This is a genomic window from Enterobacter sp. HG048, from assembly GCF_024702055.1.
Classification (GTDB): Bacteria; Pseudomonadota; Gammaproteobacteria; order Enterobacterales; family Enterobacteriaceae; genus Enterobacter; species Enterobacter dykesii.
The window spans coordinates 58,382-81,430 of the sequence record NZ_JANLIZ010000006.1; the positions used below are offsets into that span (position 1 = coordinate 58,382).

General features: G+C 55.8%; 23 protein-coding genes and 1 tRNA gene. 14 read left to right on the plus strand and 10 right to left on the minus strand.

Features of this window, described 5'->3' with window-relative positions:
• Positions 1-84: 84 nt before the first annotated feature.
• The 4 genes from actS to NUX24_RS09745 all read left to right on the plus strand — a co-directional run bounded on the left by actS (position 85) and on the right by NUX24_RS09745 (position 2,398).
• A complete protein-coding gene (actS, locus tag NUX24_RS09730; protein WP_047650206.1) occupies positions 85-828 on the plus strand; it encodes an amidase activator ActS in 744 nt (247 codons plus the stop codon).
• Between the two features lie 80 nt (positions 829-908).
• Positions 909-982 (plus strand) — tRNA-Gly (locus NUX24_RS09735).
• Positions 983-1,496: 514 nt separating this feature from the next.
• The gene (locus tag NUX24_RS09740; RefSeq protein WP_126329699.1) at positions 1,497-2,039 is read left to right on the plus strand and encodes a type IV secretion protein Rhs; all 543 of its coding nucleotides are present in this window, start codon (positions 1,497-1,499) and stop codon (positions 2,037-2,039) included.
• A 2-nt stretch (positions 2,040-2,041) separates the two neighbouring features.
• Positions 2,042-2,398: a putative T6SS immunity periplasmic lipoprotein gene (locus NUX24_RS09745; protein WP_126329697.1), complete on the plus strand. Its 357-nt coding sequence runs from the start codon at positions 2,042-2,044 to the stop codon at positions 2,396-2,398.
• 170 nt (positions 2,399-2,568) lie between these two features.
• On the opposite strand, the gene NUX24_RS09750 is transcribed toward NUX24_RS09745, so the two are convergent.
• The 5 genes from NUX24_RS09750 to NUX24_RS09770 all read right to left on the minus strand — a co-directional run bounded on the left by NUX24_RS09750 (position 2,569) and on the right by NUX24_RS09770 (position 9,058).
• Positions 2,569-3,639, minus strand: coding sequence for an ABC transporter ATP-binding protein (locus NUX24_RS09750; protein WP_126329695.1), 1,071 nt, complete (start codon positions 3,637-3,639; stop codon positions 2,569-2,571).
• Positions 3,632-5,401 carry an iron ABC transporter permease gene (locus NUX24_RS09755; protein WP_023309073.1) on the minus strand — a complete coding sequence of 590 codons (1,770 nt, stop codon included), beginning with the start codon at positions 5,399-5,401 and terminating at the stop codon, positions 3,632-3,634. Before NUX24_RS09755 ends, NUX24_RS09750 begins: the two co-directional genes overlap by 8 nt.
• Before the next feature lie 80 nt (positions 5,402-5,481).
• Complete coding sequence (locus NUX24_RS09760; RefSeq protein WP_045355601.1) at positions 5,482-6,570, minus strand: ABC transporter substrate-binding protein; 1,089 nt, start codon at positions 6,568-6,570, stop codon at positions 5,482-5,484.
• A gap of 168 nt (positions 6,571-6,738) precedes the next feature.
• Positions 6,739-7,434, minus strand: coding sequence for a response regulator (locus tag NUX24_RS09765; RefSeq protein WP_047650212.1), 696 nt, complete (start codon positions 7,432-7,434; stop codon positions 6,739-6,741).
• A complete protein-coding gene (locus NUX24_RS09770; protein ID WP_126329692.1) occupies positions 7,418-9,058 on the minus strand; it encodes a sensor histidine kinase in 1,641 nt (546 codons plus the stop codon). Before NUX24_RS09770 ends, NUX24_RS09765 begins: the two co-directional genes overlap by 17 nt.
• Positions 9,059-9,359: 301 nt before the next feature.
• Between NUX24_RS09770 and yjdI the strand changes: the two genes are divergently transcribed.
• Both yjdI and NUX24_RS09780 read left to right on the plus strand, forming a co-directional pair.
• Positions 9,360-9,590, plus strand: coding sequence for a 4Fe-4S mono-cluster protein YjdI (yjdI, locus tag NUX24_RS09775; protein ID WP_008499689.1), 231 nt, complete (start codon positions 9,360-9,362; stop codon positions 9,588-9,590).
• A 10-nt stretch (positions 9,591-9,600) separates the two neighbouring features.
• Complete coding sequence (locus NUX24_RS09780; protein WP_008499687.1) at positions 9,601-9,873, plus strand: GNAT family N-acetyltransferase; 273 nt, start codon at positions 9,601-9,603, stop codon at positions 9,871-9,873.
• A 27-nt stretch (positions 9,874-9,900) separates the two neighbouring features.
• On the opposite strand, the gene NUX24_RS09785 is transcribed toward NUX24_RS09780, so the two are convergent.
• Positions 9,901-10,512, minus strand: coding sequence for a LysE family translocator (locus tag NUX24_RS09785; RefSeq protein WP_047650215.1), 612 nt, complete (start codon positions 10,510-10,512; stop codon positions 9,901-9,903).
• Positions 10,513-10,627: 115 nt separating this feature from the next.
• Between NUX24_RS09785 and NUX24_RS09790 the strand changes: the two genes are divergently transcribed.
• On the plus strand, positions 10,628-11,080 hold the full coding sequence (locus tag NUX24_RS09790; protein ID WP_029742214.1) for an Lrp/AsnC family transcriptional regulator: 453 nt from the start codon (positions 10,628-10,630) through the stop codon (positions 11,078-11,080).
• Between the two features lie 40 nt (positions 11,081-11,120).
• On the opposite strand, the gene NUX24_RS09795 is transcribed toward NUX24_RS09790, so the two are convergent.
• Both NUX24_RS09795 and NUX24_RS09800 read right to left on the minus strand, forming a co-directional pair.
• Positions 11,121-12,350: an amino acid permease gene (locus tag NUX24_RS09795; RefSeq protein WP_257831234.1), complete on the minus strand. Its 1,230-nt coding sequence runs from the start codon at positions 12,348-12,350 to the stop codon at positions 11,121-11,123.
• A 119-nt stretch (positions 12,351-12,469) separates the two neighbouring features.
• Entirely contained in the window at positions 12,470-12,931 is a 462-nt protein-coding gene (locus NUX24_RS09800) for a multidrug/biocide efflux PACE transporter (RefSeq protein WP_257831367.1), read from the minus strand.
• A 105-nt stretch (positions 12,932-13,036) separates the two neighbouring features.
• On the opposite strand from NUX24_RS09800, the gene NUX24_RS09805 reads away from it, so the two are divergent.
• The 6 genes from NUX24_RS09805 to NUX24_RS09830 all read left to right on the plus strand — a co-directional run bounded on the left by NUX24_RS09805 (position 13,037) and on the right by NUX24_RS09830 (position 19,625).
• On the plus strand, positions 13,037-13,903 hold the full coding sequence (locus NUX24_RS09805) for a LysR family transcriptional regulator (RefSeq protein ID WP_257831236.1): 867 nt from the start codon (positions 13,037-13,039) through the stop codon (positions 13,901-13,903).
• A 93-nt stretch (positions 13,904-13,996) separates the two neighbouring features.
• The gene (locus NUX24_RS09810; RefSeq protein ID WP_047650218.1) at positions 13,997-15,175 is read left to right on the plus strand and encodes an acetyl-CoA C-acetyltransferase; all 1,179 of its coding nucleotides are present in this window, start codon (positions 13,997-13,999) and stop codon (positions 15,173-15,175) included.
• Positions 15,176-15,410: 235 nt separating this feature from the next.
• Positions 15,411-16,247 carry a 5-dehydro-4-deoxy-D-glucuronate isomerase gene (kduI, locus tag NUX24_RS09815; RefSeq protein ID WP_126329686.1) on the plus strand — a complete coding sequence of 279 codons (837 nt, stop codon included), beginning with the start codon at positions 15,411-15,413 and terminating at the stop codon, positions 16,245-16,247.
• A gap of 63 nt (positions 16,248-16,310) precedes the next feature.
• Positions 16,311-17,072: a 2-dehydro-3-deoxy-D-gluconate 5-dehydrogenase KduD gene (gene kduD, locus NUX24_RS09820; protein WP_193805688.1), complete on the plus strand. Its 762-nt coding sequence runs from the start codon at positions 16,311-16,313 to the stop codon at positions 17,070-17,072.
• A 313-nt stretch (positions 17,073-17,385) separates the two neighbouring features.
• Positions 17,386-18,801: a sugar porter family MFS transporter gene (locus NUX24_RS09825; protein WP_257831240.1), complete on the plus strand. Its 1,416-nt coding sequence runs from the start codon at positions 17,386-17,388 to the stop codon at positions 18,799-18,801.
• A 131-nt stretch (positions 18,802-18,932) separates the two neighbouring features.
• A complete protein-coding gene (locus NUX24_RS09830; protein WP_257831369.1) occupies positions 18,933-19,625 on the plus strand; it encodes an aspartate/glutamate racemase in 693 nt (230 codons plus the stop codon).
• Here NUX24_RS09830 and NUX24_RS09835 read toward each other — a convergent pair.
• Positions 19,620-20,546, minus strand: coding sequence for a LysR family transcriptional regulator (locus tag NUX24_RS09835; RefSeq protein WP_047650223.1), 927 nt, complete (start codon positions 20,544-20,546; stop codon positions 19,620-19,622). The genes NUX24_RS09830 and NUX24_RS09835 overlap by 6 nt on opposite strands.
• Positions 20,547-20,667: 121 nt before the next feature.
• Between NUX24_RS09835 and lysA the strand changes: the two genes are divergently transcribed.
• Positions 20,668-21,930 (plus strand): diaminopimelate decarboxylase, encoded by a 1,263-nt coding sequence (lysA, locus tag NUX24_RS09840; RefSeq protein WP_257831243.1) that lies wholly within the window; start codon positions 20,668-20,670, stop codon positions 21,928-21,930.
• Here lysA and NUX24_RS09845 read toward each other — a convergent pair.
• Complete coding sequence (locus NUX24_RS09845) at positions 21,900-22,937, minus strand: LacI family DNA-binding transcriptional regulator (protein WP_033146449.1); 1,038 nt, start codon at positions 22,935-22,937, stop codon at positions 21,900-21,902. The two genes, lysA and NUX24_RS09845, sit on opposite strands and share 31 nt — an antisense overlap.
• Positions 22,938-23,049 lie beyond the last annotated feature (112 nt).

Genomic DNA, 23,049 nt, shown 5'->3' on the forward strand with positions numbered 1-23,049 from the left:
GGCGCGTAGAGCGGAAAAGGGCATGACCCATATTCGTTTTGGCTGTTATCATAGTGCGCCATTCACGCTGACCGAGGATCTGTTTTGTTTGCAGGAAGCCTGACGAGAAATCCCATCATCGCCATTTTTTGCCTGACGCTGACGCTATTGCTGGCGGGCTGTTCAGGGAGCAAATCTTCGGATATGGGTAGCTATTCCGGTTCGGTCTATACCGTTAAGCGCGGGGATACCCTGTATCGAATTTCGCGCGCAACGGGGACCAGCGTGAAGGATCTGGCGCGTCTGAATAATCTCTCACCACCCTACACCATCGAGGTGGGGCAAAAGCTGAAGGTTAGCGGCGGCTCGTCCTCGGGCAAAAAATCCTCTTCGAAAGGCAAAACCGCCAAAGTGACGCCGTCCTATCAGGTGCCGCAATCGTCATGGCCGCCGGTCGGTCAGCGCTGCTGGATCTGGCCTGCCAGCGGTAAAGTGGTCGCCCCTTACTCGCTCTCTGAAGGTGGCAACAAGGGTATTGATATCGCCGCTGCGCGCGGTACGCCGGTTTATGCCTCCGGGGCCGGGAAGGTGGTTTACGTGGGTAACCAGCTGCGCGGCTACGGTAACCTGATCATGATTAAGCATGGTGAAGACTACATTACGGCCTATGCGCACAACGACACGATGCTGGTCAACAACGGGCAGAACGTCAAAGCCGGGCAGAAGATTGCCACCATGGGCAGCACCGGTACGGACGCAGTGAAGCTGCACTTCCAGATTCGCTATAAGGCAACGGCCATCGACCCGCAGCGCTATCTTCCTGCGCCCGGCAGCAAACCGAAGTGCTAAGTGATTATTTAATCGCCGGTTAGTTGTGAATAGGCTTGTATGAAGGTGCGTAAGGTCTATAATGCCTTACGCACCTCAAAGCGGGCGTAGTTCAATGGTAGAACGAGAGCTTCCCAAGCTCTATACGAGGGTTCGATTCCCTTCGCCCGCTCCATAATTTCCGCTTGTAAACAAGTATTTAAAGCCTTTTCTATCAGGAACTGAAATAGTTACCTATTTTTGTAACCTATGGGTTCTACCATTCTGATCCGCCCTTGGTAACTGTCACGCTAAGTTACATGGTGAGATGACCGTATAACTCAGCGTTGGCGGCAGTTGCATCCTCACACCTCAATAGCAAAACGTGAAGAAAAAGCCCATCCAGTCATCGTTATGTCATCGACAGATTGATCACATGCATTAAAGCCCGACGTGCGGCCTTATGAGCCATGTAAACAGGTATGGTACAAACGATATGTAGGCTCTATCAGCGTTTCAATCACGCTCCGCAAGGGTATACGGTTATCCTGATAAGGTGTGATCCCTCTGACAACCTGATGAAGTCGCTACGCTCCGCTTGTTGTTGTATCACCAACGGGGCTTTATGACTTCTATTGTCCTAAATCTGTTAGTTGCGCGTTTTATGCTCCCTGGATACCCTGATATAAATCATACAAGGAGGACAATTAATGAGCGCACAGGCAGAGGAAGGAACATTACGCCGGATGACGTTAGGCGAGATTGCAATGGCTCGTAGGGTGTTCGGTGATTCGATAGTTTATAGCCGTGTCTGGATTCATTGCGACAGTTATTTACCATTCGGACTACAAAAACAAAACTACGCGATGACTCCAAACGGAGAGTTATGGTACAGAAAGTCGATGTACAGAGAAGACTTTTCCGCAAACTCGATTTTCATCGAAGATAAATATGTTTTCATCCATGAGCTGGGGCATGTCTGGCAACACCAACACGGGCAATGGGTGAGAATGCGGGGAGCTTTTAGCTGGGCAGCTGAATATACCTACAGGCTGGATAAAGAAAAACTCATTGATTACTCTCTTGAACAGCAAGCCTCTATTTTAGCTGATTACTGGTTACTGCTGGTTTATGGGGTCAGTAAGTGGTCTTACTATCAGAGACCAGGGCGCATGGGGATGTACAGGGGCGTAGATTTGTTGCAGGATGTCCCTTCGCTTTACCAGAAAATCGTAACAGGGAAGGGGCGTTAAACATGAAGAACAAAATGTTGCTGGGTGTTGTATTCATCTTAACGGGATGCCCTGGGCCTGGTGATCGAATGGTAGATCGTGAATCTACAACGGCATTAATCAAAGATAATCAAGTTTGTGTGGTGTCACCACTGGAGCCACAGGAACGGATCACTGCTATCCAAATCAACAGCGATAATAGCGACTCTCTTCACAAGATTTTTTATGACAAGCCCGTGTATGTTCAAAAGGGCGGGTGTCTTCCTGTGTTCGGATTTAAGTTTGCACCTGGAGAGCGGTATAACTTCGCGTATGACGTCCAATCTGGTAAATCAGAATCGCATTTAGTCACTGCTGAATTTTCTTATCCCAAAGAATAAGGGGGCAAACCGCCCCTGAATCACCACGGGTTTAACAGAGACCTCAAAGTCATTTATAGATTTACTCCGCCCCGGCAGACGATTCTGCCCTATCTAAAAAAATGAGGATTTTTGGTACGCTGTTCCTGTTTTCTAATGTAAAAAGGCTGCATTACGCAGCCTTTTAAAATTCACCCTTTCGGGAACACCCACACATGCTTCTCCGGCAGCGAAAGATGGCAGTGCTGCGGATCCCGAACCTCATGCCCATACGCGCGAATGACAAAATCATCTCCCACCGTGCGGAACAGGTACTCCCAGCGGTCGCCGAGATACATGCTGGTGAGCAGCGGCAGCTCAAGCTGATTTTCCCCTGGCCCCTCGACCACCGCCACGCGCTCGACGCGTATCACTGCCGTGGCTTCTTCACCGCTCTGCACCCCTTCACCGGCCTGACCCCACAGCACCCAGCCTTTTCCTTCGATACGCGCTTTGCCGTCGCGCACATCGGTGACTTTGCCGTGCAGGCGATTGTTGCTGCCCATAAACTCGGCGGTAAACAGCGTTTTCGGCGAGCCGTACATCTCCTGCGGCGTGCCCTGTTGCTCAATTTTGCCGTTGTTAAGCAGCAGGATGCGGTCGGAAATCGACATCGCTTCGTTCTGGTCGTGCGTCACCATCAGCGCCGATAGCCCGAGCTTGATAATCAGCTCGCGCAGGAACACGCGGGCCTCTTCGCGCAGCTTGGCGTCGAGGTTGGAAAGCGGCTCGTCCAGCAAAATCACCGGCGGGTTGTACACCAGCGCCCGGCCAATCGCCACGCGCTGCTGCTGCCCACCGGAGAGCTGGTGCGGGTGACGTTTGCCAAGATGGCCCAGACCAAGCTGGTCCAGCACGTCCTGCACGCGCTGCTGGATCTCTTTGGCCGGGACTTTGCGCAGCTTGAGCGGATAGGCCACGTTCTCAAACACGGTCTTGTGCGGCCACAGGGCATAGGACTGGAATACCAGCCCCAGGTTACGCTCTTCCGCCGGGACCTCGCTGCGCGGCGTGCCGTCGTAAACCTTATTGTTGCCAATAACAATCGACCCCTGGGTCGGTTTTTCCAGACCCGCGACGGCGCGCAGCAGGGTGGTTTTACCGCTGCCGGAGGGGCCTAACAGGGAGACCACTTCGCCGCGCTTCAGGTTCATGGAGACACCTTTTAAAACAGGATTGTCGCCGTAGGTTAAGTGCAGATCGTCAACCGCTAATTCAATCATGTATTTTCACTCCGAAACGAAGGGCAATGCCCAGACCTACCACGACCAGCAGGATGTTAATGAAAGAGAGCGCCGCCACGATATCGATGGCACCCGCGGCCCAGAGGGAAACCAGCATCGAGCCGATGGTTTCCGTGCCGGGTGAAAGCAGGTACACACCCGTTGAATATTCGCGCTCAAAGATTAGGAACATCAGCAGCCACGAACCGATCAGACCGTAGCGGGAAAGCGGAATGGTGACGTGGCGGGTGATCTGCCCGCGCGTCGCCCCGGTACTGCGCGCCGCCTCTTCAAGCTCCGGCCCTACCTGCAGCAGCGTGGAAGAGATCAGCCTCAGCCCGTAAGCCATCCACACCACGGTATAGGCCAGCCAGACGCTGAAAATGGTGCTGCGCAGCGAACGCAGCCAGACGATGACGTTTTCGCGCATCCAGTCGGTCCAGGCGAACCCGGAAAGCCAGCCGGATTTCAGCGAGTTATCGAGCCACATCGGCAGGAACAGGAACACCCACAGGAACGCCAGACCCGCCAGCAGGCCAGGCACGGCGCGAGGCACCAGCACGCTGTAGTCCAGAAAACGCGTGGTGTTGTCCGGCTTGCGGTGCATGGCAATGCCGACAAACAGGTAGCACACCACGGCCAGCGCGCCGCCAATGACGCCAATCGCCATGGAGTTGACGATGGCGCGCAGCAGGTTGGGCTGCGCCCAGATTGTGCGGAAGGTGTTCAGAGAAAGCTCGTCCCACAGCGAAACGCCCACGCCCCAGTTGGAGATAAACGCGCGCAATACCACGCCGAGCAGCGGAACGCCGATGGTGACGGTGAGCCAGAAGGCAATCACTCCGCCAGCCACCCAGCGCCATTTACCCAGCGGCAGCGCGCGGGCCTGCGAGGCTTTGCCCTTCATGGTGACGAAGCGGTTGGCGGTGCGCATCAGGCGACGCTGGAGCATCACCAGCGGGATGGTGATGCAGATCAGTACCACGGCAACCGCCGCCATCAGGTTATAGGATGGGGTGCCCATCTTGTTCGTCAGCTTATAGAGATAGGTCGCCAGCACCATGTTGCCTTCCGGGTCGCCGAGGACCAGCATCAGGCCGAACACTTCCAGCCCGAGGAAGAACAGCAGCACGGTGGCGTACAGAATGGACGGGCGCACCATCGGCAGGCTGACGGAGGTCATTACCTGCCAGGGCGACGCGCCCGCTGTGCGCGCGGCTTCTTCCACATCGGAGCCCACGCTGCGCAGCGCAGACGAGATATAAAGATAGGCGTGCGGGACGTGCGTCAGGCCGGCGATGACCACAATGCTCGACATGTCGTAGATATTCCACGGCACAAAGCCGATCAGCGCCTGAGCCCACTGGGAGAGAAAGCCCACCGGACCGGCGGCCACCACGTAGCCGAAGCCCAGCACCATCGGTGAAACGAAAATCGGGACCAGGATCAGCGGCTCAATCAGCCGGCGGCCGGGCAGGTCGGTACGCACCATCAGAAACGCCAGCACGCCGCCCAGCGGTATGGAGATAAAGACCAGCCCGAAAGCAAGAATAAAGCCGCTTTTCAGGGCTTTATAAAAATCAGGGTCGGTGAAAATAAACTCAAACGATTCAAAGCTCCACTCTTTTGACGGCGAAAAGAACGGGGCGGACAGGAAGCTCTGTATCACGATAAACGACAGCGGGGTGTAGATAACCAGGGCGGTTATCAGCACGACGATGCCTCGCGGCAGGCTTTGCCACTTTCTGCGTAATGTATTCATGGGGTATCCCTGGTGTTGCAGCCCAGAAAAACGAACTCAGTCGATAAGGGAGCGCGGCGGCCTGCGCCGCGCTCAGACGCTTATTTACCGGCGGCGGTACGCCACTCTTTGATGTACTCCAGGCGTTTTTTCGGCTGCAGGTATTCCAGCAGCGTTTCATCAACCGGAATTGGCTTCAGCGCGTTGCCGAGGATTTTGGTCAGGCCGTCGATATCATTTTTCCCTTCGATATCGTTACGAATGGAGGGGATGTCCGCCTGACTGGCCAGAATACTTTGCCCTTGTTCAGACAGCACATAGTCAAGCCACAGCTTCGCGGCGTTGCTGTTTTGCGATTGCTGGCTGATGAACGACACGCGCGACAGCACCAGGGTGTAATCTTTTGGATAGGAGATGCCGAGCGACGGATCGTTCTTCGCACGCGCTTCCGCGTAGGAACCGAGGATGTTGAAGCCGATCAGGTTTTCACCGGAGGAGACGCGCTCCATCATGGTGCCGGTAGAGGACTGCACCGATAAGCCACCTTTGGCGACGTCGGCCAGGGTTTTGAAGTAATTAGGATCGGCGTTGTGATCCTGAACTGAGAGCATAAAGCCCAGACCCGATTTTTCGATGTCGTAGGTGGTGACTTTGCCCTTGAATTTATCCGTCTGGCTGGCAATCAGCTTCGCCAGCGCGGCGTGAGAATCCGGCACGTCGCCGGCCGGGATCAGGCGCTTGTTGTAGATGAAGACCACCGGCTCATAGGTAGTGCCATAAGCCTTATCTTTCCAGACCGCCCATTTCGGCAGCTGGCTTTGCTCCGGCGATTTATACTCCATGGCGTAGTCGGTGGCGAGCTTCAGGCCGGTGTCCATAGAGGAGCTCCAGACCACGTCGCCGCTCACCCCACCGGAGGCCTGTTCGCTGATAAAACGGTTGTACAGCTCGGTGCTGTTCATGTCGTTATATTCAACTTTAATGCCCGGGTAGGTTTTTTCGAAGCCCTGGATCAGCGGCCCGGCGGCCTTAATGTCGGTGGTGGAGTAAATAACAACCTTGCCCTCTTTCGTTGCGGCATCAACAACTTTTTGATACTCAGCAGGATAGCCCTGCGGCAGGGCAGAAAGTGCAGAAGCAGAGAACAATACAGTAGCGGTAAGCAGAGAAATTCGGAACGTGTTCGACATTATAGTTAACCTTTTAGTTACATTTGAGGAACTAATTGTCAACATAGCGTATCGGGCTCCACCCACAAGAGGGTGAAGCGGGCAATGATTCCGAAGTGTGATTGTCGCCGTCGTTTCAGCAATTAACACCATAAAATCCGCGAACGTTAGCCAACGAACGGTTACGGATCACGGTTTATCGGGCGCTTTGCGGTATAACCTGCGCGGATGACCAATATTGCCGTACAGCATTTCAATGCTGATTAACCCGCTCTCCACGCAGTATTCAAGGTAGCGACGCCCCGTGGTTTTGCTGATCCCCACGCTTTCCACCACCTCTTCAACCGACATCGCGGTGTCGGGATACTCGGCGAACAGGCATTTAATCCGTTCCAGCGTCTGGGGTTCAATGCCCTTCGTCGACGGCGTAATGGAGGCTTCCGCGGCGGGAAGATTAAACAGGCGATCCAGCGCATGCTGGTCGACCACCTTCACCTGCTGCACGGTGTGGATGAAGCGCATAAACCGTTCCAGCGAGGCGTGCAGGCGCTGGAAAAAGACGGGCTTAATCAGGTAGTCAAACGCGCCGCTGCGCATGGCGTGGCTGCAGGTCTGCATATCGCTGGCGGCGGTGATGAAGATCACCGAGCATTCATAGCTTTTCAGCAGCGGATTATCGATGAGCTCCACGCCTTTACCGTCCGGGAGATAGTTGTCCAGCAGGATCAGCCGCGGCTGATGCTGACGAATCAGGCTGCATGCCTGCTCAATCGACGCGGCGATGCCCACCACGCGCAAATGAAAATTCTGCTCAATATACTCGCGATGCAGCTCCGCCAGGTGCGGCTCATCTTCAACGATCACAACGTCAAGTGGTCGGGTCATGCTTTTGTCCATTCGGGATAAACACAGAAAAAATAGTGCCCTGCGGGGTGTTGTCGGCAATCTCAATGCTGCCGCCGACCTTGTCGATATATCCTGCCACCAGGAACAGGCCGATACCGTGCTCGGTACCCACAATGTCGTTTTCGCTGTTCGGCTTACTGCTGAATCCCTGGCGGAAAATGTGCGGCTTCAACGCATCGTCCACCCCGCAGCCCCGGTCAGCCACCTCGATCAGCAGCTCCTGGTTACGATCAGAAATGTAGAGCTCTACCGGCGCGTGAACCGGGGCGTTGAGGGTCGCCTCCACGGCGTTGTCCAGCAGGTTACCAATAATGGACATCAGCTCCGTTTCACTCAGCGCGGCAGGCATGCGGGTGAGCTGGCAGGCGGGGTCAAACAGCAGCTCGATGCCTTTTTCGCGCGCGCTGACGTATTTTCCGAGCAGCAGCCCGCACAGCGCCGGGGAGACAAAATGGGCTGAGACAAAGTCCAGCACGCGCTGCGCGCCTTCTGACTGTACCTGAATGTAGCGGATCGCCTCGTCATAGTGCTTCATCTGCAGCAGCCCCACCAGCGTGGCGGTCCAGTTCAGCTGTTCGTGGCGCATAATGCGCAGGTTATCCGCATAGCGTTTGATCTGGCTGAGCTGGCTGCTGAGCGTGTTGATGTCATTTTTGTCGCGAAAGCTGTACACCCAACCGCTTTCAACGCCCGGTTCGACCTCAATCGCTACCCGGTTGACGATCACCTCGCGCTGGTTCAGCACCGCAATCTGGTCATGGCTGCCGCTGCTTACCGAGGCGTAGCGCTGGGATAAAAAGCCCGGCGCCGTCTGCAGAATGTCTTCCAGCGGTTTACCGATAAGCTCTTTCTCACTTTGCCGAATATCCAGCATTTCGCGTGCCGCGCGGTTAATTAAAATCAGCTGCTTCTCGCCATTAACGGCAAATACGCCCTCGTACATGGCTTCTAATAGTGCGCGCTGCTGCAAAACCAGCTGAGCGATATCTTTCGGCTCCAGCCGGAACATCTGTTTTTTTAAATTGCGGGTAAACAGCCAGGAGAAAATAAACAGCAGCAGCAGAAGCGCTGCGCCGTAAAGCCCGGCCTGCCAGAGAATGCGGGCGTTAATATTGGCAATATACGACGTCAGATAGCCGACCGAGACAATGCCAATCACCTGGTGCTGCGCGTTAAAAATCGGCGCTTTGCTGCGCAGTGAAACCCCAATTCCGCCCTGACGTACGGAAATAATGGTTTTGCCCTTTAACACCTCCGCATTATCCCCGCCGATCATCGGTAAATTAATCCGCTCCGGGGATTCCGAATGATAGAGGTGCTGTTCCTCGGTATCGCCAATCACAATGTAGCTGGCATCGCTTTCGGCGCGCAGCGGCTGAATTAAGCGGGCTATTCCCGGAATATCCCTGGCCGCAACCATTGCCGCCAGACCCGGCATCAGCGCGATCTGGCTGGCCTGAACCCGGGCGCGCTGGCCGAGATCGTGGTGGAGCTGACGGTCAATAAAATGAAACAGGATTGTTCCCAGCAGAACTAACAGCAGGCAGGAGAAGCACACCAGCGCTAAAAACAGCTTTACCTGAAAAGAGAGTCTGCGTTTCATTCAACCTGCGGAAGTTATGTAAAAGTGACATTTGCCGAGCCTGACATGGGCCAATAGCGGACGCAATCTGGCGAGAAAAGAGTTGTGACCTGGCTTTTCGTTTTCGGCGTTATACCCTAAATAATTCGAGTTGCGGGAAGGCGGCAAGGGAACGAATCCCCGGGAGCGTACATAAGTACGTGACTGGGGTGAGTGAGTGCAGCCAACGCACCTGCAGCTTGAAGTATGACGGGTATATAGCCATCAGGATCCCGTAAGGCTATGCTTCATTCAGCACGATAATAATTACAGAGGCAATGTCATGGATAAAGAACTACTGGATGCGGGTTACCGGGCCTATACCGGCGAGAAAATTGACGTTTACTTCAATACCGGGATCTGCAAACACTCAGGTAACTGCGTGCGTGGCAGCGCTAAGCTGTTTAATCTGAAACGTAAGCCGTGGATCATTCCCGATGAAGTGGACGTTGAAACGGTTGTACGCGTAATTGATACCTGCCCGAGCGGTGCGCTGAAGTATCGCCAAAAATAAGCGAGGAACCATGGATATTCTGGAAGGCCATAACAAGTTTTACGTCAATGATGCGAACGGCAACCAGGTTGCGGAGATTGTCTTCGTGCCGACCGGCGAGCACCTGAGCATTATCGAGCACACCGACGTGGATGAGAGCCTGAAAGGGCAGGGCGTCGGTAAACAGCTGGTGGCGAAAGTGGTGGAGAAGATGCGCGGTGAGAACCGCAAAATTATCCCGCTGTGCCCGTTCGCGAAGCATGAGTTTGATAAAACGCGGGAATATGACGATATTCGGGCGTAAATAACACCGGCGATGGCCGGTGTTTTTTTATCTTACCTGCTCAAACAGCAATACCATCGCGATCAGCACCATTATCCCTCCCGACGCCCTGCTCACCAGACGCGCTGCCTGTGGCCGGGTCGCCAGTACCGCTTTCGAACCATACCCCACCAGCATATAGACCAGCGTACAGGTGATAAGGTGCATCACGCCAAGCGCGGACATCTGCATCGCTATCGACCAGCTTCCGGTCGGGTCGGTAAACTGCGGAAGCAGCGCCAAAAACAGCAAAAAAACTTTCGGGTTAAGGCCGCTAATGCAGAGCCCTTTCACCGCCCACTGTTTCCAGTTTCCCGCGTGGTGGCTGGCCTTTTCCGGGGCGGCCGGATGACGCAGCAACGTTATGCCAAGCCACAGGAGATACGCGGCCCCCGCGACGGTCAGCCCGGTTAACGCCATCGGGTGTTGAGCAATCACTACGCCCACGCCTGCCACCACAATCAGCGTGGCTAACAGATGCCCGGACATTAACCCCATCACCGCCGGTACCACGCGTCGCCCGTTAATCCCGGCGCTAATGGCGTAGGCCCAGTCGGCGCCCGGCGTCATGATAAGCAGAAAAGAAACCACCCAAAAGCCGGCCACAATACTCATTTCCATCGTCCTGAAGACTCCCGCAGTGCGTCAAAAGTTGAGAAAAAGAATATCGCTAACCCTGCGAAATAGGCTTTCAATGTTATGCTCATAACACCGTGAAAATGAGAAAATCTTCCACATGGATAGCATCGATCGAAAAATTCTTGCTGAGCTGCAGTCTGATGGCCGTTTATCCCTTACCGAGCTGGCGGAAAGAGTGAATCTGAGCCTCTCGCCGTGCCATCGCCGCGTGCGGGCGCTGGAGCAAAGCGGGGCGATAACGGGATACCGTGCCAGCCTCGACCCCGCCAAAATGGGATTCAACTTCCTGGCGATAGTGTTTGCGACGCTGAAGGAGGGTGACAGAAAGGCGGTTAGCGCGTTTGAAGCGGCGGTGGAGGAAATTCCGCAGATCGTGCTGGCACAGCGTCTGTTTGGCGATCCCGATTATCTGATGCACGTCGTGACCCGCGACCTCTCCGCTTTCCAGAAGCTCTATGACGAGAAGCTCTCCGCCATGCCTGGCGTGCAGCACCTTCGCTCTACGCTTGTCATGAAAACGGTTGTGCAGGACAGGCCTTTTCCGCTGTAAGCAATGGCCTGCCCGGCAGAGCACCGGGCAGAAAAGGGGATTAGCCGACAAACATCACCGACACGCATAGCACGCCGACGATCAGCGTCAGCAGGTTGCCAATCGAGCGGTACTGTTTCAGGGAGGGGATCAGATACGTCGACAGCGTCGGCATGATAAACAGGATCATGGCGATAAGCGGGCCGCTGATGGCGTAAATCATCGAAATGGCGTTCGGGTTAATGCAGCAGACGGCAAAGGTGATTAACGACACCCCCATAATGGAAATCGCGCGGTTAAAGGCGCGGCTCTTTTTCACGCCTATCTGATTGAGCGACGACTTCACGATCTCCGTCGCCCCTTCAATCACTCCAAAATAGGTGCCGAGGAACGATTTCGACATCGCAATAATCGCCACGATAATCCCGGAAATGCCCAGCCACGCCGGTGAAGAAGGCATCATCGACAGCGCGGACAGGATCGTTACCCCTTGCTCTTTGGCGGCCACAATATACGACGGCGGAATTGAGAGCAGGCAGCTGAAGACAAAGAATAGCACGCTCAGGCAGATGATCAGGTACGCCATCTTCATGATTTTCTTGCATTTATCCATGGCGCCGTCGGCAAACTTCTCGCGACGGTCAACGGCAAACGTTGAGATAATCGGGGTATGGCTGAAAGCAAACACCATCACCGGAATCGAAATCCATACCTGGTGCAGCGTATGGCGATCGAACGCCATCTGGCTGGTCAGCAGCGAGGGTTGCCAGCTGACGGTCAGATAGAGCGAGACAAACAGAAAATAGGCAATCAGCGGAAACACCAGGAAGCCCATCACTTTTATCGTGATATGGCGCCCCATCAGGAAGATCAGATTCAGGACCAGCACCACCCCCAGGCTGACCAGCACGCGAACGGCGGTATCCACCGTCAGGTGTTTCGCCAGCTGCTCGGTTAACGAGTTGGTGATGGCCACCGCATAAATCTGCACCACCACAAAGAAGGCGATGAAATAGAGCGTGGTGATCAGGTTGCCAATCTTCCTGCCGTAGTAGTGCGAAACGGCGCCAGTGATCCCTTCGTTGCCTTTTGTTTTCGACGACAGGATAAATTGCGCCAGCGCTTTATGCGGCCAGTAGGTTAAGGGGTAGGCCACGAGGGCGGTAATAAACAGGACGATAGCGCCTGCGGATCCCAGCTGAATGGGTAAAAACAGCGTCCCTGCACCCACGGCAGTGCCGTAGAGAGCGAAACTCCAGAGAGTCTCATCTTTTGACCAAATTTTCGACATTAGAGCAACGTATCAACTATCAAACCATCGGAATGGAGTGCAATTTACCATAGTTATGCACGGAGAGCGCAGTTGCTTCGAAGGAGTTTGGCCGGAACGGGCGTCCGGCCAGAGGCTATTTAGCCTGCCAGGGCGCGCCGTTGCTGGCGACGCTTAAGAAATTTCTCGCGAAGGCAATCGTATGCCCAGTTATAGAACATGGTGTACGGCAGGAAGAACAGGAAGAAACCTATTTCCAGCGTGAATGCCTGAAGCAGGGTAACGCCCAGCACGGCGGCGACAATCGACACGCCAATCACGATAAACCCGCATTCGAACCCCAGCGCATGCAGCGCACGCACTTTTGCGGTACGTTTGACGCGCTGAACGGGCCAGAAACGGTCGAAGCCGAAGTTATAAATAATGTTCCACAGCATGGCGGTGGTGGCCAGAATAATGGTCAGCCAACCCATCTCCACCACGGAACGCTGCATGAGCCACGCCGCCGTAGGGGCGAGGATCGCCGTCGCAATCCCTTCAAAACAGACAGCATGAAAGATCCGCTCCGGCAGTTTACGTTGGAGTGCATCCTGATGTTGCATAGTCATAGACCTCATTAATTCGCCGGTATGGGCGTTGATGTGGCCTATTTTTATCGCTAAAGCTGATATATTAAAGATGGTATCCATCGCTAAAGTAGATAGGTTATGCGCTATTCACCCGAAGCCCTTAAGGCGTTTGTCGAGACCGTTGCGGCGGGCTCTTTTTCTGCTGCCGCGCGAAGGCTGCGTAAAAGCCAGTCGACGATCAGCACGTCCATTGCCAATCTTGAAGCCGATCTCGGTTTCGAGCTGTTTGACCGCTCGGCGCGCCAGCCGGTGTTAACGGTGCAGGGAGAACAGGTGCTGGGCTACGTGCAGGCGATCCTGGCCGCCAGCACGCGGCTGGATGAGCTGGCGGTGTCGCTAACGGCGCAAACGGAGGCGCGTTTGACGTTTGTCCTTTCCGATACCCTCAACCCGGACGTGCTGGAAGAGATGATGAAACAGTTTGACGCGCGTTTTCCCCATACGGAATTCGAATGTCTGATTGGTGAGGAGGAGGACGTGATCGATCTGCTGCAAAAGGAGCGAGCGCAGATTGGCCTGACGGAAGCGCGAGACAGTTACCCTACGGATATCGGTGTCATCCGCCTGCCGATGCAGACCCGCATGGCGATCTACGTCGCGACCACGCATCCGCTGGCCGGACAACATGACGTTCAGCATGACGAGCTGCACGGCTGGCGGGAGCTGCGGCTCAGCACCTATCTTGAGCGCGAGGCTGAGATCGCGCGCGGGCCCGTCTGGTCAGCGCCGAATTACCTGTTACTCTTGAGTATGGCGGTACAGGGATTTGGCTGGTGCGTGCTGCCGTGCGCGCTGGTGGATGAATTTGCCGCCGCGAAATCCCTGGTACAGCTCAATGTTCCCGGCTGGCCGCGGGCGATCGGCATCGATCTGCTGTGGAATAAACGATCCCCTCCCGGCGTTGCCGGAAGCTGGCTGCGGCAGTATCTGCAGGATGCGCGCTGATCCTTGTGATTAAACTCACTATTTTTAAACAATTAAGATAATTGCCAGTAACAATCCTCTACTATCGTCATGTCATTTAACACAGAGGTCGTGATGAAAGATGTCGTAATAGTGGGTGCGTTGCGTACAGCTATCGGCTGTTTTCAGGGATCGCTCGCGCGTCACTCGGCGGTTGACCTGGGCAGCGTAGTGGTAAAAGCGCTGGTGGAACGCAGCGGGATTGCAGCACATGAAGTTGATGAGGTGATCCTGGGACAGGTCCTCACGGCCGGTGCCGGGCAAAACCCTGCGCGTCAGGCGGCGCTGAAGGGCGGGCTGCCCAATACCGTTTCGGCCATCACCATCAACGACGTCTGCGGTTCAGGATTAAAAGCGCTGCATCTCGCGACGCAGGCCATTCAGTGTGGTGAAGCGGATGTGATCATCGCGGGCGGGCAGGAAAATATGAGCCGCGCGCCGCACGTGTTGACCGACAGCCGGACCGGCGCACAGCTGGGCAACAGTCAGCTGCTCGACAGCCTGGTGCATGACGGGCTGTGGGATGCGTTCAATGACTATCATATGGGCGTGACGGCGGAAAACCTGGCGCGCGAGTACGGCATCAGCCGTGAGGTGCAGGATGCCTATGCGCTAAGCTCGCAGCAAAAAGCGCGCGCGGCGATTGATTCCGGTCGTTTTCGCGACGAAATTGTCCCGGTCAGCACGCAGCGTCAGAGCGGCGAGCGTATCCTCGTTGATACCGATGAACAGCCTCGCACCGACGCCAGTGCCGAAGGCCTGGCGAGACTGAACCCCGCGTTTGAAATGCAGGGCTCGGTGACGGCGGGAAATGCCTCTTCCATTAACGACGGCGCTGCCGCCGTGATGATGATGAGCGAAAGTAAAGCCCTTGAACTCGATCTTCCCGTCCTGGCCCGCATTAAAGCATTCGCCAGCGTAGGGGTTGATCCTGCGTTAATGGGGATCGCACCGGTCTACGCGACCCGCCGCTGTCTGGAGCGCGCGGGATGGCAGCTTTCGGATGTGGATCTGATCGAAGTGAACGAAGCCTATGCCGCGCAGGCGATCTCCGTCGGAAAAATGCTGGAGTGGGATCCCCTGCGGGTCAACGTTAACGGCGGCGCGATCGCGCTGGGTCATCCTATCGGTGCGTCCGGCTGCCGGATCCTGGTTTCGCTGGTCCACGAAATGAAGAAGCGCAATGCCCGCAAAGGGATTGCCACGCTCTGTATAGGCGGCGGGCAAGGGGTGGCGCTGGCCATCGAACGCTAACTTCTCCTTATTGAAAATGACCTCCTTCGGGAGGTTTTTTTTCGCCTTCTTTTTCTCCCTGCGGCTTAAATGTGATCCGAACATCATTTTCGTTATAAACAAAAATAAAAATGAAACGTTGTTTTAAATATAATTGAAAAGCCCACTTTATGCCGATAGTATGTGCTTATTATGAAAAACGGAACGCTGTTTCGTTTATTTCCGCCTTAGGGCATGACCACATCTGGAGGTTACCGTGGACGTCAGAGAAAGCATCCACAGTGCGCACGCCAAAACGCTGGATACTCAGGGGCTGCGCAATGCATTTTTAGTCGAGCAGGTATTCGAGGCCGACAGGTACACCATGGTTTACAGCCATATCGATCGCATTATTGTGGGCGGGATTATGCCCGTCACGAAAAGCGTCTCCGTGGGCGGTGAGGTCGGTAAACAGCTGGGCGTGAGCTACTTCCTGGAGCGTCGCGAGCTGGGGGTGATTAACATCGGCGGGCCGGGCACCATCACCGTAGATGGAAAGTGCTATGAGATTGGCCATCGTGAGGCGTTGTACGTGGGTAAAGGGGCGAAAGACGTAGACTTTGCCAGCATCGACGGCAGCAGGCCTGCGAAGTTTTACTACAACTGCGCGCCGGCTCACTCCACCTACCCAACCAAAAAAGTGACCACCGCAGACGTTGCTCCCGTGACGCTGGGCGACAACCTCACCAGCAACCGCCGCACCATCAATAAATACTTCGTGCCGGACGTGCTGGAGACCTGTCAGCTCAGCATGGGATTGACCGAGCTGGCACCGGGCAACCTGTGGAACACCATGCCGTGCCATACCCACGAGCGCCGCATGGAAGTCTACTTCTACTTCAATATGGATGAGGACGCCTGCGTGTTCCACATGATGGGACAGCCGCAGGAAACGCGCCATATCGTGATGCACAACGAGCAGGCGGTGATTTCACCGAGCTGGTCCATTCACTCCGGCGTAGGGACGAAAGCCTACACCTTTATCTGGGGAATGGTGGGTGAAAACCAGGTCTTCGATGATATGGACCATATTGCGGTCAGCGATCTGCGCTAGTCGCGGGCGGTGAAGCATAAATCTGCCTGTGAGTGACAGGCTCTGAAAGAGTAAGGAATAAACATGATTCTGGATGCATTCTCTCTGCAGGGAAAAGTGGCTGTGGTTTCCGGGTGCGACACCGGGCTGGGTCAGGGGATGGCGTTAGGCCTGGCGGAAGCGGGCTGCGATATCGTCGGAATTAATATCGTTGAACCGACTGAGACGATCGAACGCGTGACGGCCCTGGGCCGCCGTTTCCTGAGCCTGACCGCTGACCTGCGTAAAATCGATGCCATTCCTGAACTGCTGGACCGCGCGGTGGCTGAATTCGGTCATATCGACATTCTGGTGAACAACGCCGGGCTGATCCGCCGCGAAGACGCCATCAGCTTCAGCGAGCGCGACTGGGACGACGTGATGGATTTGAACATCAAGAGCGTATTTTTCATGTCCCAGGCGGCGGCGAAGCATTTTATTGCGCAGGGGAAAGGCGGCAAAATCATCAATATTGCCTCTATGCTCTCGTTCCAGGGCGGCATCCGCGTGCCGTCGTACACCGCGTCCAAAAGCGCCGTAATGGGCGTGACCCGCCTGCTGGCAAACGAATGGGCGAAACATGACATCAACGTGAATGCGATTGCGCCGGGCTACATGGCGACGAACAACACGCAGCAGCTGCGTGCGGACGAGCAGCGTAGCGCGGAAATCCTCGACCGCATTCCGGCGGGACGCTGGGGTCTGCCGAGCGATCTAATGGGGCCGATTGTCTTCCTGGCCTCCTCCGCATCGGATTACATCAACGGCTACACCGTGGCTGTAGACGGTGGCTGGCTGGCGCGTTAATTCCACCTGTATTAAGAACCTCTGCCTGTGGGCGGAGGTTTTTTTTGCGCAATAATTGGCTTAGTCCATATCGATAAAGATGAAAAATCCATACTAAAAAATCACAAATGACGGTAATCACATTTTTATTGCTTAAATATTAACTGATTAGTAAAAATGCGTGATTATTCGCCACGAGTTGAAAGTGTAATGTCCATCACAGAACCGTATGCCGTAGCGGAATAATCCATAACTTCGCGATTTCCGGCCTGACACTTTTCCTCGCTTTCTCGTAATTTCAGTTAACGAATTTTGCTGTTGAGGCAGGAAAAATATGACATCGATAAATGACTCTACCCTAATGCCCGCTGCGCTGCGCGATACTCGCCGCATGAACCAGTTTGTCTCCATTGCCGCCGCCGTGGCGGGTCTGTTATTTGGACTGGATATAGGCGTCATTGCCGGCGCTTTACCGTTTATTACCGATCACTTTACCCTCAGCAGTCGCCTGCAGGAGTGGGTAGTGAGCAGCATGATGCTCGGCGCGGCCATTGGCGCGCTGTTCAACGGCTGGCTGTCGTTCCGTCTGGGGCGCAAATACAGCCTGATGGTCGGGGCGATTCTGTTCGTTGCCGGCTCCATTGGCTCGGCGTTTGCCGCTAACGTTGAAATCCTGCTGCTCTCCCGCGTGCTGCTGGGCGTGGCGGTGGGGATTGCGTCCTACACCGCGCCGCTTTATCTCTCCGAAATGGCGAGCGAAAACGTGCGCGGCAAGATGATCAGCATGTATCAGCTGATGGTCACGCTGGGTATTGTGCTGGCGTTCCTGTCTGATACCTACTTCAGCTACAGCGGCAACTGGCGCGCGATGCTGGGCGTGCTGGCCTTACCGGCGCTGGTGCTGATCGTCCTGGTGATTTTCCTGCCAAACAGTCCGCGCTGGCTGGCGCAAAAAGGGCGTCACGTGGAGGCGGAAGAGGTGCTGCGCATGCTGCGCGATACCTCGGAAAAAGCGCGCGAAGAGCTGAACGAAATCCGCGAAAGCCTGAAGCTAAAGCAGGGCGGCTGGGCGCTGTTTAAGATCAACCGCAACGTGCGCCGGGCGGTTTTCCTCGGCATGCTGCTGCAGGCGATGCAGCAGTTCACCGGCATGAACATCATCATGTACTACGCGCCGCGCATTTTCAAAATGGCCGGGTTCACCACCACGGAACAGCAGATGATCGCGACTCTGGTGGTCGGGCTGACCTTCATGTTCGCCACCTTTATTGCGGTATTCACCGTGGACAAAGCCGGGCGTAAACCGGCGCTGAAAATTGGCTTCAGCGTGATGGCGCTCGGCACGCTGATTCTCGGCTACTGCCTGATGCAGTTTGATAAAGGCACGGCCTCAAGCGGACTCTCCTGGCTTTCTGTCGGGATGACCATGATGTGTATCGCAGGTTACGCGATGAGCGCCGCGCCCGTGGTGTGGATTCTGTGCTCCGAAATTCAGCCGCTCAAATGCCGTGACTTTGGCATCACCTGTTCCACGACCACCAACTGGGTGTCGAACATGATCATCGGCGCGACGTTCCTGACGCTGCTGGACGCGATTGGCGCAGCGGGAACCTTCTGGCTCTATACGGTGCTGAACGTAGCGTTTATTGGCGTCACGTTCTGGCTGATCCCGGAAACCAAAGGCGTGACGCTGGAACACATCGAGCGCAAGCTGATGGCTGGCGAGAAACTGCGGAACATCGGCGTGTGATTGTATTGCCTGTTTACGTATCCTAACGTATGCAGAAGCTAACCGATTTTTGTTTAAAAAGGCGCTGAATAAAGCGCCTTTTTTTATGTACTTCGGTTGTGTTACAAAAGGAACAAAGAAAAGGAGGGATGATGAAAACGATCGGCCTGTTAGGTGGAATGAGCTGGGAATCGACAATCCCTTATTACCGCCTGATTAATGAAGGGGTAAAGCAGCGTCTTGGCGGTCTGCACTCCGCCAGCCTGCTGCTGCACAGCGTTGATTTCCATGAAATCGAAGCCTGCCAGTCGAGCGGGGAGTGGGATAAAGCCGGGGAGATCCTGGCCCAGGCGGCGCTGGGGCTGGAGCGCGCCGGCGCCGAGGGTATCGTGCTTTGTACCAATACCATGCACAAAGTGGCGTCGCATATTGAGGACCGCTGCGCGCTGCCGTTTCTGCATATCGCGGACGCAACGGGGCGTGCGATTGCGGCATCCGGGATGCGCCGCGTAGCCCTGCTGGGCACACGCTACACCATGGAACAGGATTTTTATCGCGGGCGTTTGCACAGTGAATTTGGGATCGAGAGCCTGATCCCGGATGAAGAAGATCGGGCGCGCATCAATCAGATTATCTTTGACGAGCTCTGCCTCGGTACCTTCAGCGAATCTTCCCGCGCGTATTACGTCAGCGTAATTGAAAAGCTGGCGCAGCAGGGGGCAGAAGGCGTGATCTTCGGCTGCACCGAGATTGGCCTGCTGGTGCCGGCCGATCGAAGCCCCGTCCCGGTATTTGATACCACCGCCATCCATGCCGCGGATGCCGTGGCGTTTATGCTGTCATAACGGGTTTTGCAGGTCAGGTAAGCGAAGCGCCACCTGACGCGCATGCTCCATTAAGTGTTCGGTGAAAGCGTCCACCAGCGCGGAAGCCGGACGGTGCAGCGGGCGGATCAGGCTCACGGTGAACGGGACGGAAACGCTAAAGCGGCGGATGACGATCCCGCTTCCGGCATAGTCCAGCGCCGTGAGCGGATTCACCACCGCGACGCCGACGCCCGCACGCACCATCGCGCAAATCGAAGCCGCGCTGTGCGTTTCCACCACCATTCGCCGTTTGACCTGATGCTCGGCAAATAGCGTATCCAGCAGCTGTCTGTAACTGTCGGTCTGCGACAGGCTAATGTAGTTTTCCCCGTGGAAATCCTCTGGCGTGAGCACCGCCTTACCGGCAAGCGGATGCCCGGCGGGCAGAACGCACACTTCATCTAACGAGATCAGCTCCGTGCGCGCCGTTCCCGCCGGTGTGGAAAGGGTTTCGGTTAGCCCTAAATCATGGCGCTGGGCCGAAAGCCACTCTTCAAGCAGAGGTGATTCCTGAGGCACGATAGTGAGGCTGACCTCCGGGTAACGGGCCAGAAAGGGCTGCAGCAGCATCGGCAAAAAGGATTGCGAAAAGACGGGCAGGCAGACGATCGACAGCTCGCCCTGGCGAAACTCGCGCAGGCTTTCCGCAGCACTCACTATTCTGTCCAGTCCGTACCAGGAGCGCTGAACTTCCTCGAACAGGCGTAACCCCTGCACCGTCGGGTGAAGCCTGCCCCGGGTACGCTCGAACAGCTTCAGCCCCAGCACTTTCTCGAAGCGGGCCAGTTCGCGGCTCACCGTCGGCTGCGAGGTATGCAGCATCTGTGCGGCTTCGGTGAGATTGCCGGTGGTCATCACGGCATGAAAAATTTCGATGTGGCGCAAATTGACGGCGGGCATAGGGCACCTGAAAGCAGAGAACTGTGCATATCATTTTTGCATAGACTCGCGATAAAACGATATTTTTTATTCTCTTTGCGCTGTGGCGTAATCATCAAAACGCATTTATCCGGAGAAGACCATGCCACGCCCGCTGAACCAGACTGATACCGATTTGAACGCCGACAACCTGCTGCGCCTGCCTGCCGAATTTGGCTGTCCGGTGTGGGTCTACGACGCGCAGATTGTCCGCGAGAAGATCGCCGCCCTGCATCAGTTTGACGTGGTGCGTTTTGCCCAGAAGGCATGCTCCAATATTCATATTCTGCGCCTGATGCGTGAGCAGGGCGTGAAGGTGGATTCCGTCTCGCTTGGCGAAATCGAGCGTGCGCTGGCGGCCGGATTCGATCCGAAAGCCGACGGCGACACGATCGTCTTCACCGCCGATGTGATCGACGATGCGACGCTTGCGCGCGTCCATGAACTGCAGATCCCGGTGAACGCCGGTTCTGTGGATATGCTGGAGCAGCTGGGGCAGGTTTCTCCCGGCCACCGCGTCTGGCTGCGCGTGAATCCGGGCTTTGGTCATGGTCACAGCCAAAAAACCAATACCGGCGGCGAAAACAGCAAGCACGGGATCTGGTATGCCGATATGCCTGCCGCGCTGGAGGTATTACAGCGCTACGGCCTGAAGCTGGTGGGTATTCATATGCATATTGGCTCTGGCGTGGATTACGGCCACCTGGAGCAGGTGTGCGGCGCGATGGTGCGCCAGGTTATCGACTTCGGCCAGGATCTTGAGGCGATCTCAGCCGGCGGCGGTCTCTCCATTCCTTATCGCGAAGGCGAAGAGGCGATCGATACCGATCACTATTACGGTCTGTGGAGCGCCGCGCGTGACCAAATCGCCGCGCATCTTGGCCACGCGGTGAAACTGGAAATTGAGCCGGGTCGTTTCCTGGTCGCGGAAGCCGGCGTGCTGGTTTCACAGGTGCGCAGCGTGAAAGAGATGGGGTCTCGCCACTTCGTATTGATTGACGCAGGTTTTAACGACCTGATGCGTCCGTCCATGTACGGCAGCTATCACCACATTACCGCCCTGGCCGCCGACGGCCGTGATTTAACGCAGGCGCCGCGCGTTGAGACGGTCGTTGCGGGCCCGCTGTGCGAATCGGGTGACGTTTTTACCCAGCAGGAAGGCGGCAAAGTGGAGACCCGCGCGCTGCCAGAGGTCAAACCGGGTGATTATCTTGTGCTGCATGATACCGGTGCCTACGGGGCGTCGATGTCATCTAACTACAACAGCCGCCCGCTGCTGCCGGAAGTGCTGTTTGATAACGGCAAGGCGCGGCTGATCCGTCGTCGCCAGACCATTCAGGAACTGCTGGCTTTAGAACTCATCTGATGAAAGTACGGCCCCGTTGTGACCGAATCGCGTAACACCAGCGTGCCGGTAAACGGCGGGATGGCATCGACCGGCTGGTTTTTTGCCAGCCGGATCGCCTGATCGATGGCCGTGACAATCATATTGTCGATGGGCAGATAAACCGATGAGAGCGCAGGCTCCAGCCATTTCGCGCTTGGGGCATCGTCAAAGCCGAACAGTGAAATATCCTGCGGAATTTTAAGCCCCGCCTGGTGTAACGCTTTGGACGCACCCAGCGCCATATCGTCGTTACAGGCAAACAGGGCGCTAAACGGTACTCCGTCGGCAATCAACTCTTTACACAGCTCGTATCCCCGCGTCATTCCCGCATCGCCGTACTTTATCCGACGCTCGTCCAGGCGAATGCCGTGCTTTTCCAGCGCCTTACGGTAGCCCATCAGCCGTGCTTTCCCGGTTGGGGTGTGGATCGGAACGGTGATACAGGCGATCTCCCGATGGCCCTGGGCGATCAGGTAATCCACGGCCTTAAACGCGGCATCCTGCTGCTCGAAAAACACGCAGCGATCCGGCGCCTGGCTCACTTCTCGGTTAATGACCACCAGCGGCGTTTTCACGGTGTTCATCAGTTTGACTATCGCTTTTTCGCTCATGTAGCGCGTGTAAAGCACGATGGCATCGCACTGGCGATCGGCCAGCATCTGTACCGCCTGTTCTTCCTGTTCCGGCGCGTCGTGACCGTCGGTGACGATCAGCTGTTTTCCGTGAGTTTCCGTCTGCCGCGACGCCTGCTGGAGAAGACGACCAAAGTAAAAGCCGTCGAAGGTCGAGACGACCAGACCAATGCTGTTGCTGGTCTGGTTAGCCAGTGAACGCGCGAGAAAGTTCGGGCGATAGCCCAGCTCTTCCATCGCAGCAAAGACCTGCTGACGCGTACTCTCTTTAACCTGACCTGTGCCGTTCAGCACGCGCGAGACGGTAGCCTTCGACACGCCCGCACGCAGTGAGACATCCAGCATTGTTGCCATTCTACATTCCTGCTTCCACGTAATGGCTTGCAGTTTAACACAGACCTCACGGCGTATAAGCGATGCGGGAAGCGCAAAACTTCTGCCACGATCACGCTTTTTGGTCACGATT

Excerpts from the sequence above, each read along its gene's own strand:
- NUX24_RS09740 (WP_126329699.1), top strand. The coding sequence starts at position 1,497 with ATGAGCGCACAGGCAGAGGAAGGAACATTACGCCGGATGACGTTAGGC.
- NUX24_RS09745 (WP_126329697.1), top strand. The coding sequence starts at position 2,042 with ATGAAGAACAAAATGTTGCTGGGTGTTGTATTCATCTTAACGGGATGC.
- NUX24_RS09750 (WP_126329695.1), bottom strand. The coding sequence starts at position 3,639 with ATGATTGAATTAGCGGTTGACGATCTGCACTTAACCTACGGCGACAAT.
- NUX24_RS09755 (WP_023309073.1), bottom strand. The coding sequence starts at position 5,401 with ATGAATACATTACGCAGAAAGTGGCAAAGCCTGCCGCGAGGCATCGTC.
- NUX24_RS09760 (WP_045355601.1), bottom strand. The coding sequence starts at position 6,570 with ATGTCGAACACGTTCCGAATTTCTCTGCTTACCGCTACTGTATTGTTC.
- NUX24_RS09765 (WP_047650212.1), bottom strand. The coding sequence starts at position 7,434 with ATGACCCGACCACTTGACGTTGTGATCGTTGAAGATGAGCCGCACCTG.
- NUX24_RS09770 (WP_126329692.1), bottom strand. The coding sequence starts at position 9,058 with ATGAAACGCAGACTCTCTTTTCAGGTAAAGCTGTTTTTAGCGCTGGTG.
- yjdI (WP_008499689.1), top strand. The coding sequence starts at position 9,360 with ATGGATAAAGAACTACTGGATGCGGGTTACCGGGCCTATACCGGCGAG.
- NUX24_RS09780 (WP_008499687.1), top strand. The coding sequence starts at position 9,601 with ATGGATATTCTGGAAGGCCATAACAAGTTTTACGTCAATGATGCGAAC.
- NUX24_RS09785 (WP_047650215.1), bottom strand. The coding sequence starts at position 10,512 with ATGGAAATGAGTATTGTGGCCGGCTTTTGGGTGGTTTCTTTTCTGCTT.
- NUX24_RS09790 (WP_029742214.1), top strand. The coding sequence starts at position 10,628 with ATGGATAGCATCGATCGAAAAATTCTTGCTGAGCTGCAGTCTGATGGC.
- NUX24_RS09795 (WP_257831234.1), bottom strand. The coding sequence starts at position 12,350 with ATGTCGAAAATTTGGTCAAAAGATGAGACTCTCTGGAGTTTCGCTCTC.
- NUX24_RS09800 (WP_257831367.1), bottom strand. The coding sequence starts at position 12,931 with ATGCAACATCAGGATGCACTCCAACGTAAACTGCCGGAGCGGATCTTT.
- NUX24_RS09805 (WP_257831236.1), top strand. The coding sequence starts at position 13,037 with ATGCGCTATTCACCCGAAGCCCTTAAGGCGTTTGTCGAGACCGTTGCG.
- NUX24_RS09810 (WP_047650218.1), top strand. The coding sequence starts at position 13,997 with ATGAAAGATGTCGTAATAGTGGGTGCGTTGCGTACAGCTATCGGCTGT.
- kduD (WP_193805688.1), top strand. The coding sequence starts at position 16,311 with ATGATTCTGGATGCATTCTCTCTGCAGGGAAAAGTGGCTGTGGTTTCC.
- NUX24_RS09825 (WP_257831240.1), top strand. The coding sequence starts at position 17,386 with ATGACATCGATAAATGACTCTACCCTAATGCCCGCTGCGCTGCGCGAT.
- NUX24_RS09830 (WP_257831369.1), top strand. The coding sequence starts at position 18,933 with ATGAAAACGATCGGCCTGTTAGGTGGAATGAGCTGGGAATCGACAATC.
- NUX24_RS09835 (WP_047650223.1), bottom strand. The coding sequence starts at position 20,546 with ATGCCCGCCGTCAATTTGCGCCACATCGAAATTTTTCATGCCGTGATG.
- lysA (WP_257831243.1), top strand. The coding sequence starts at position 20,668 with ATGCCACGCCCGCTGAACCAGACTGATACCGATTTGAACGCCGACAAC.
- NUX24_RS09845 (WP_033146449.1), bottom strand. The coding sequence starts at position 22,937 with ATGGCAACAATGCTGGATGTCTCACTGCGTGCGGGCGTGTCGAAGGCT.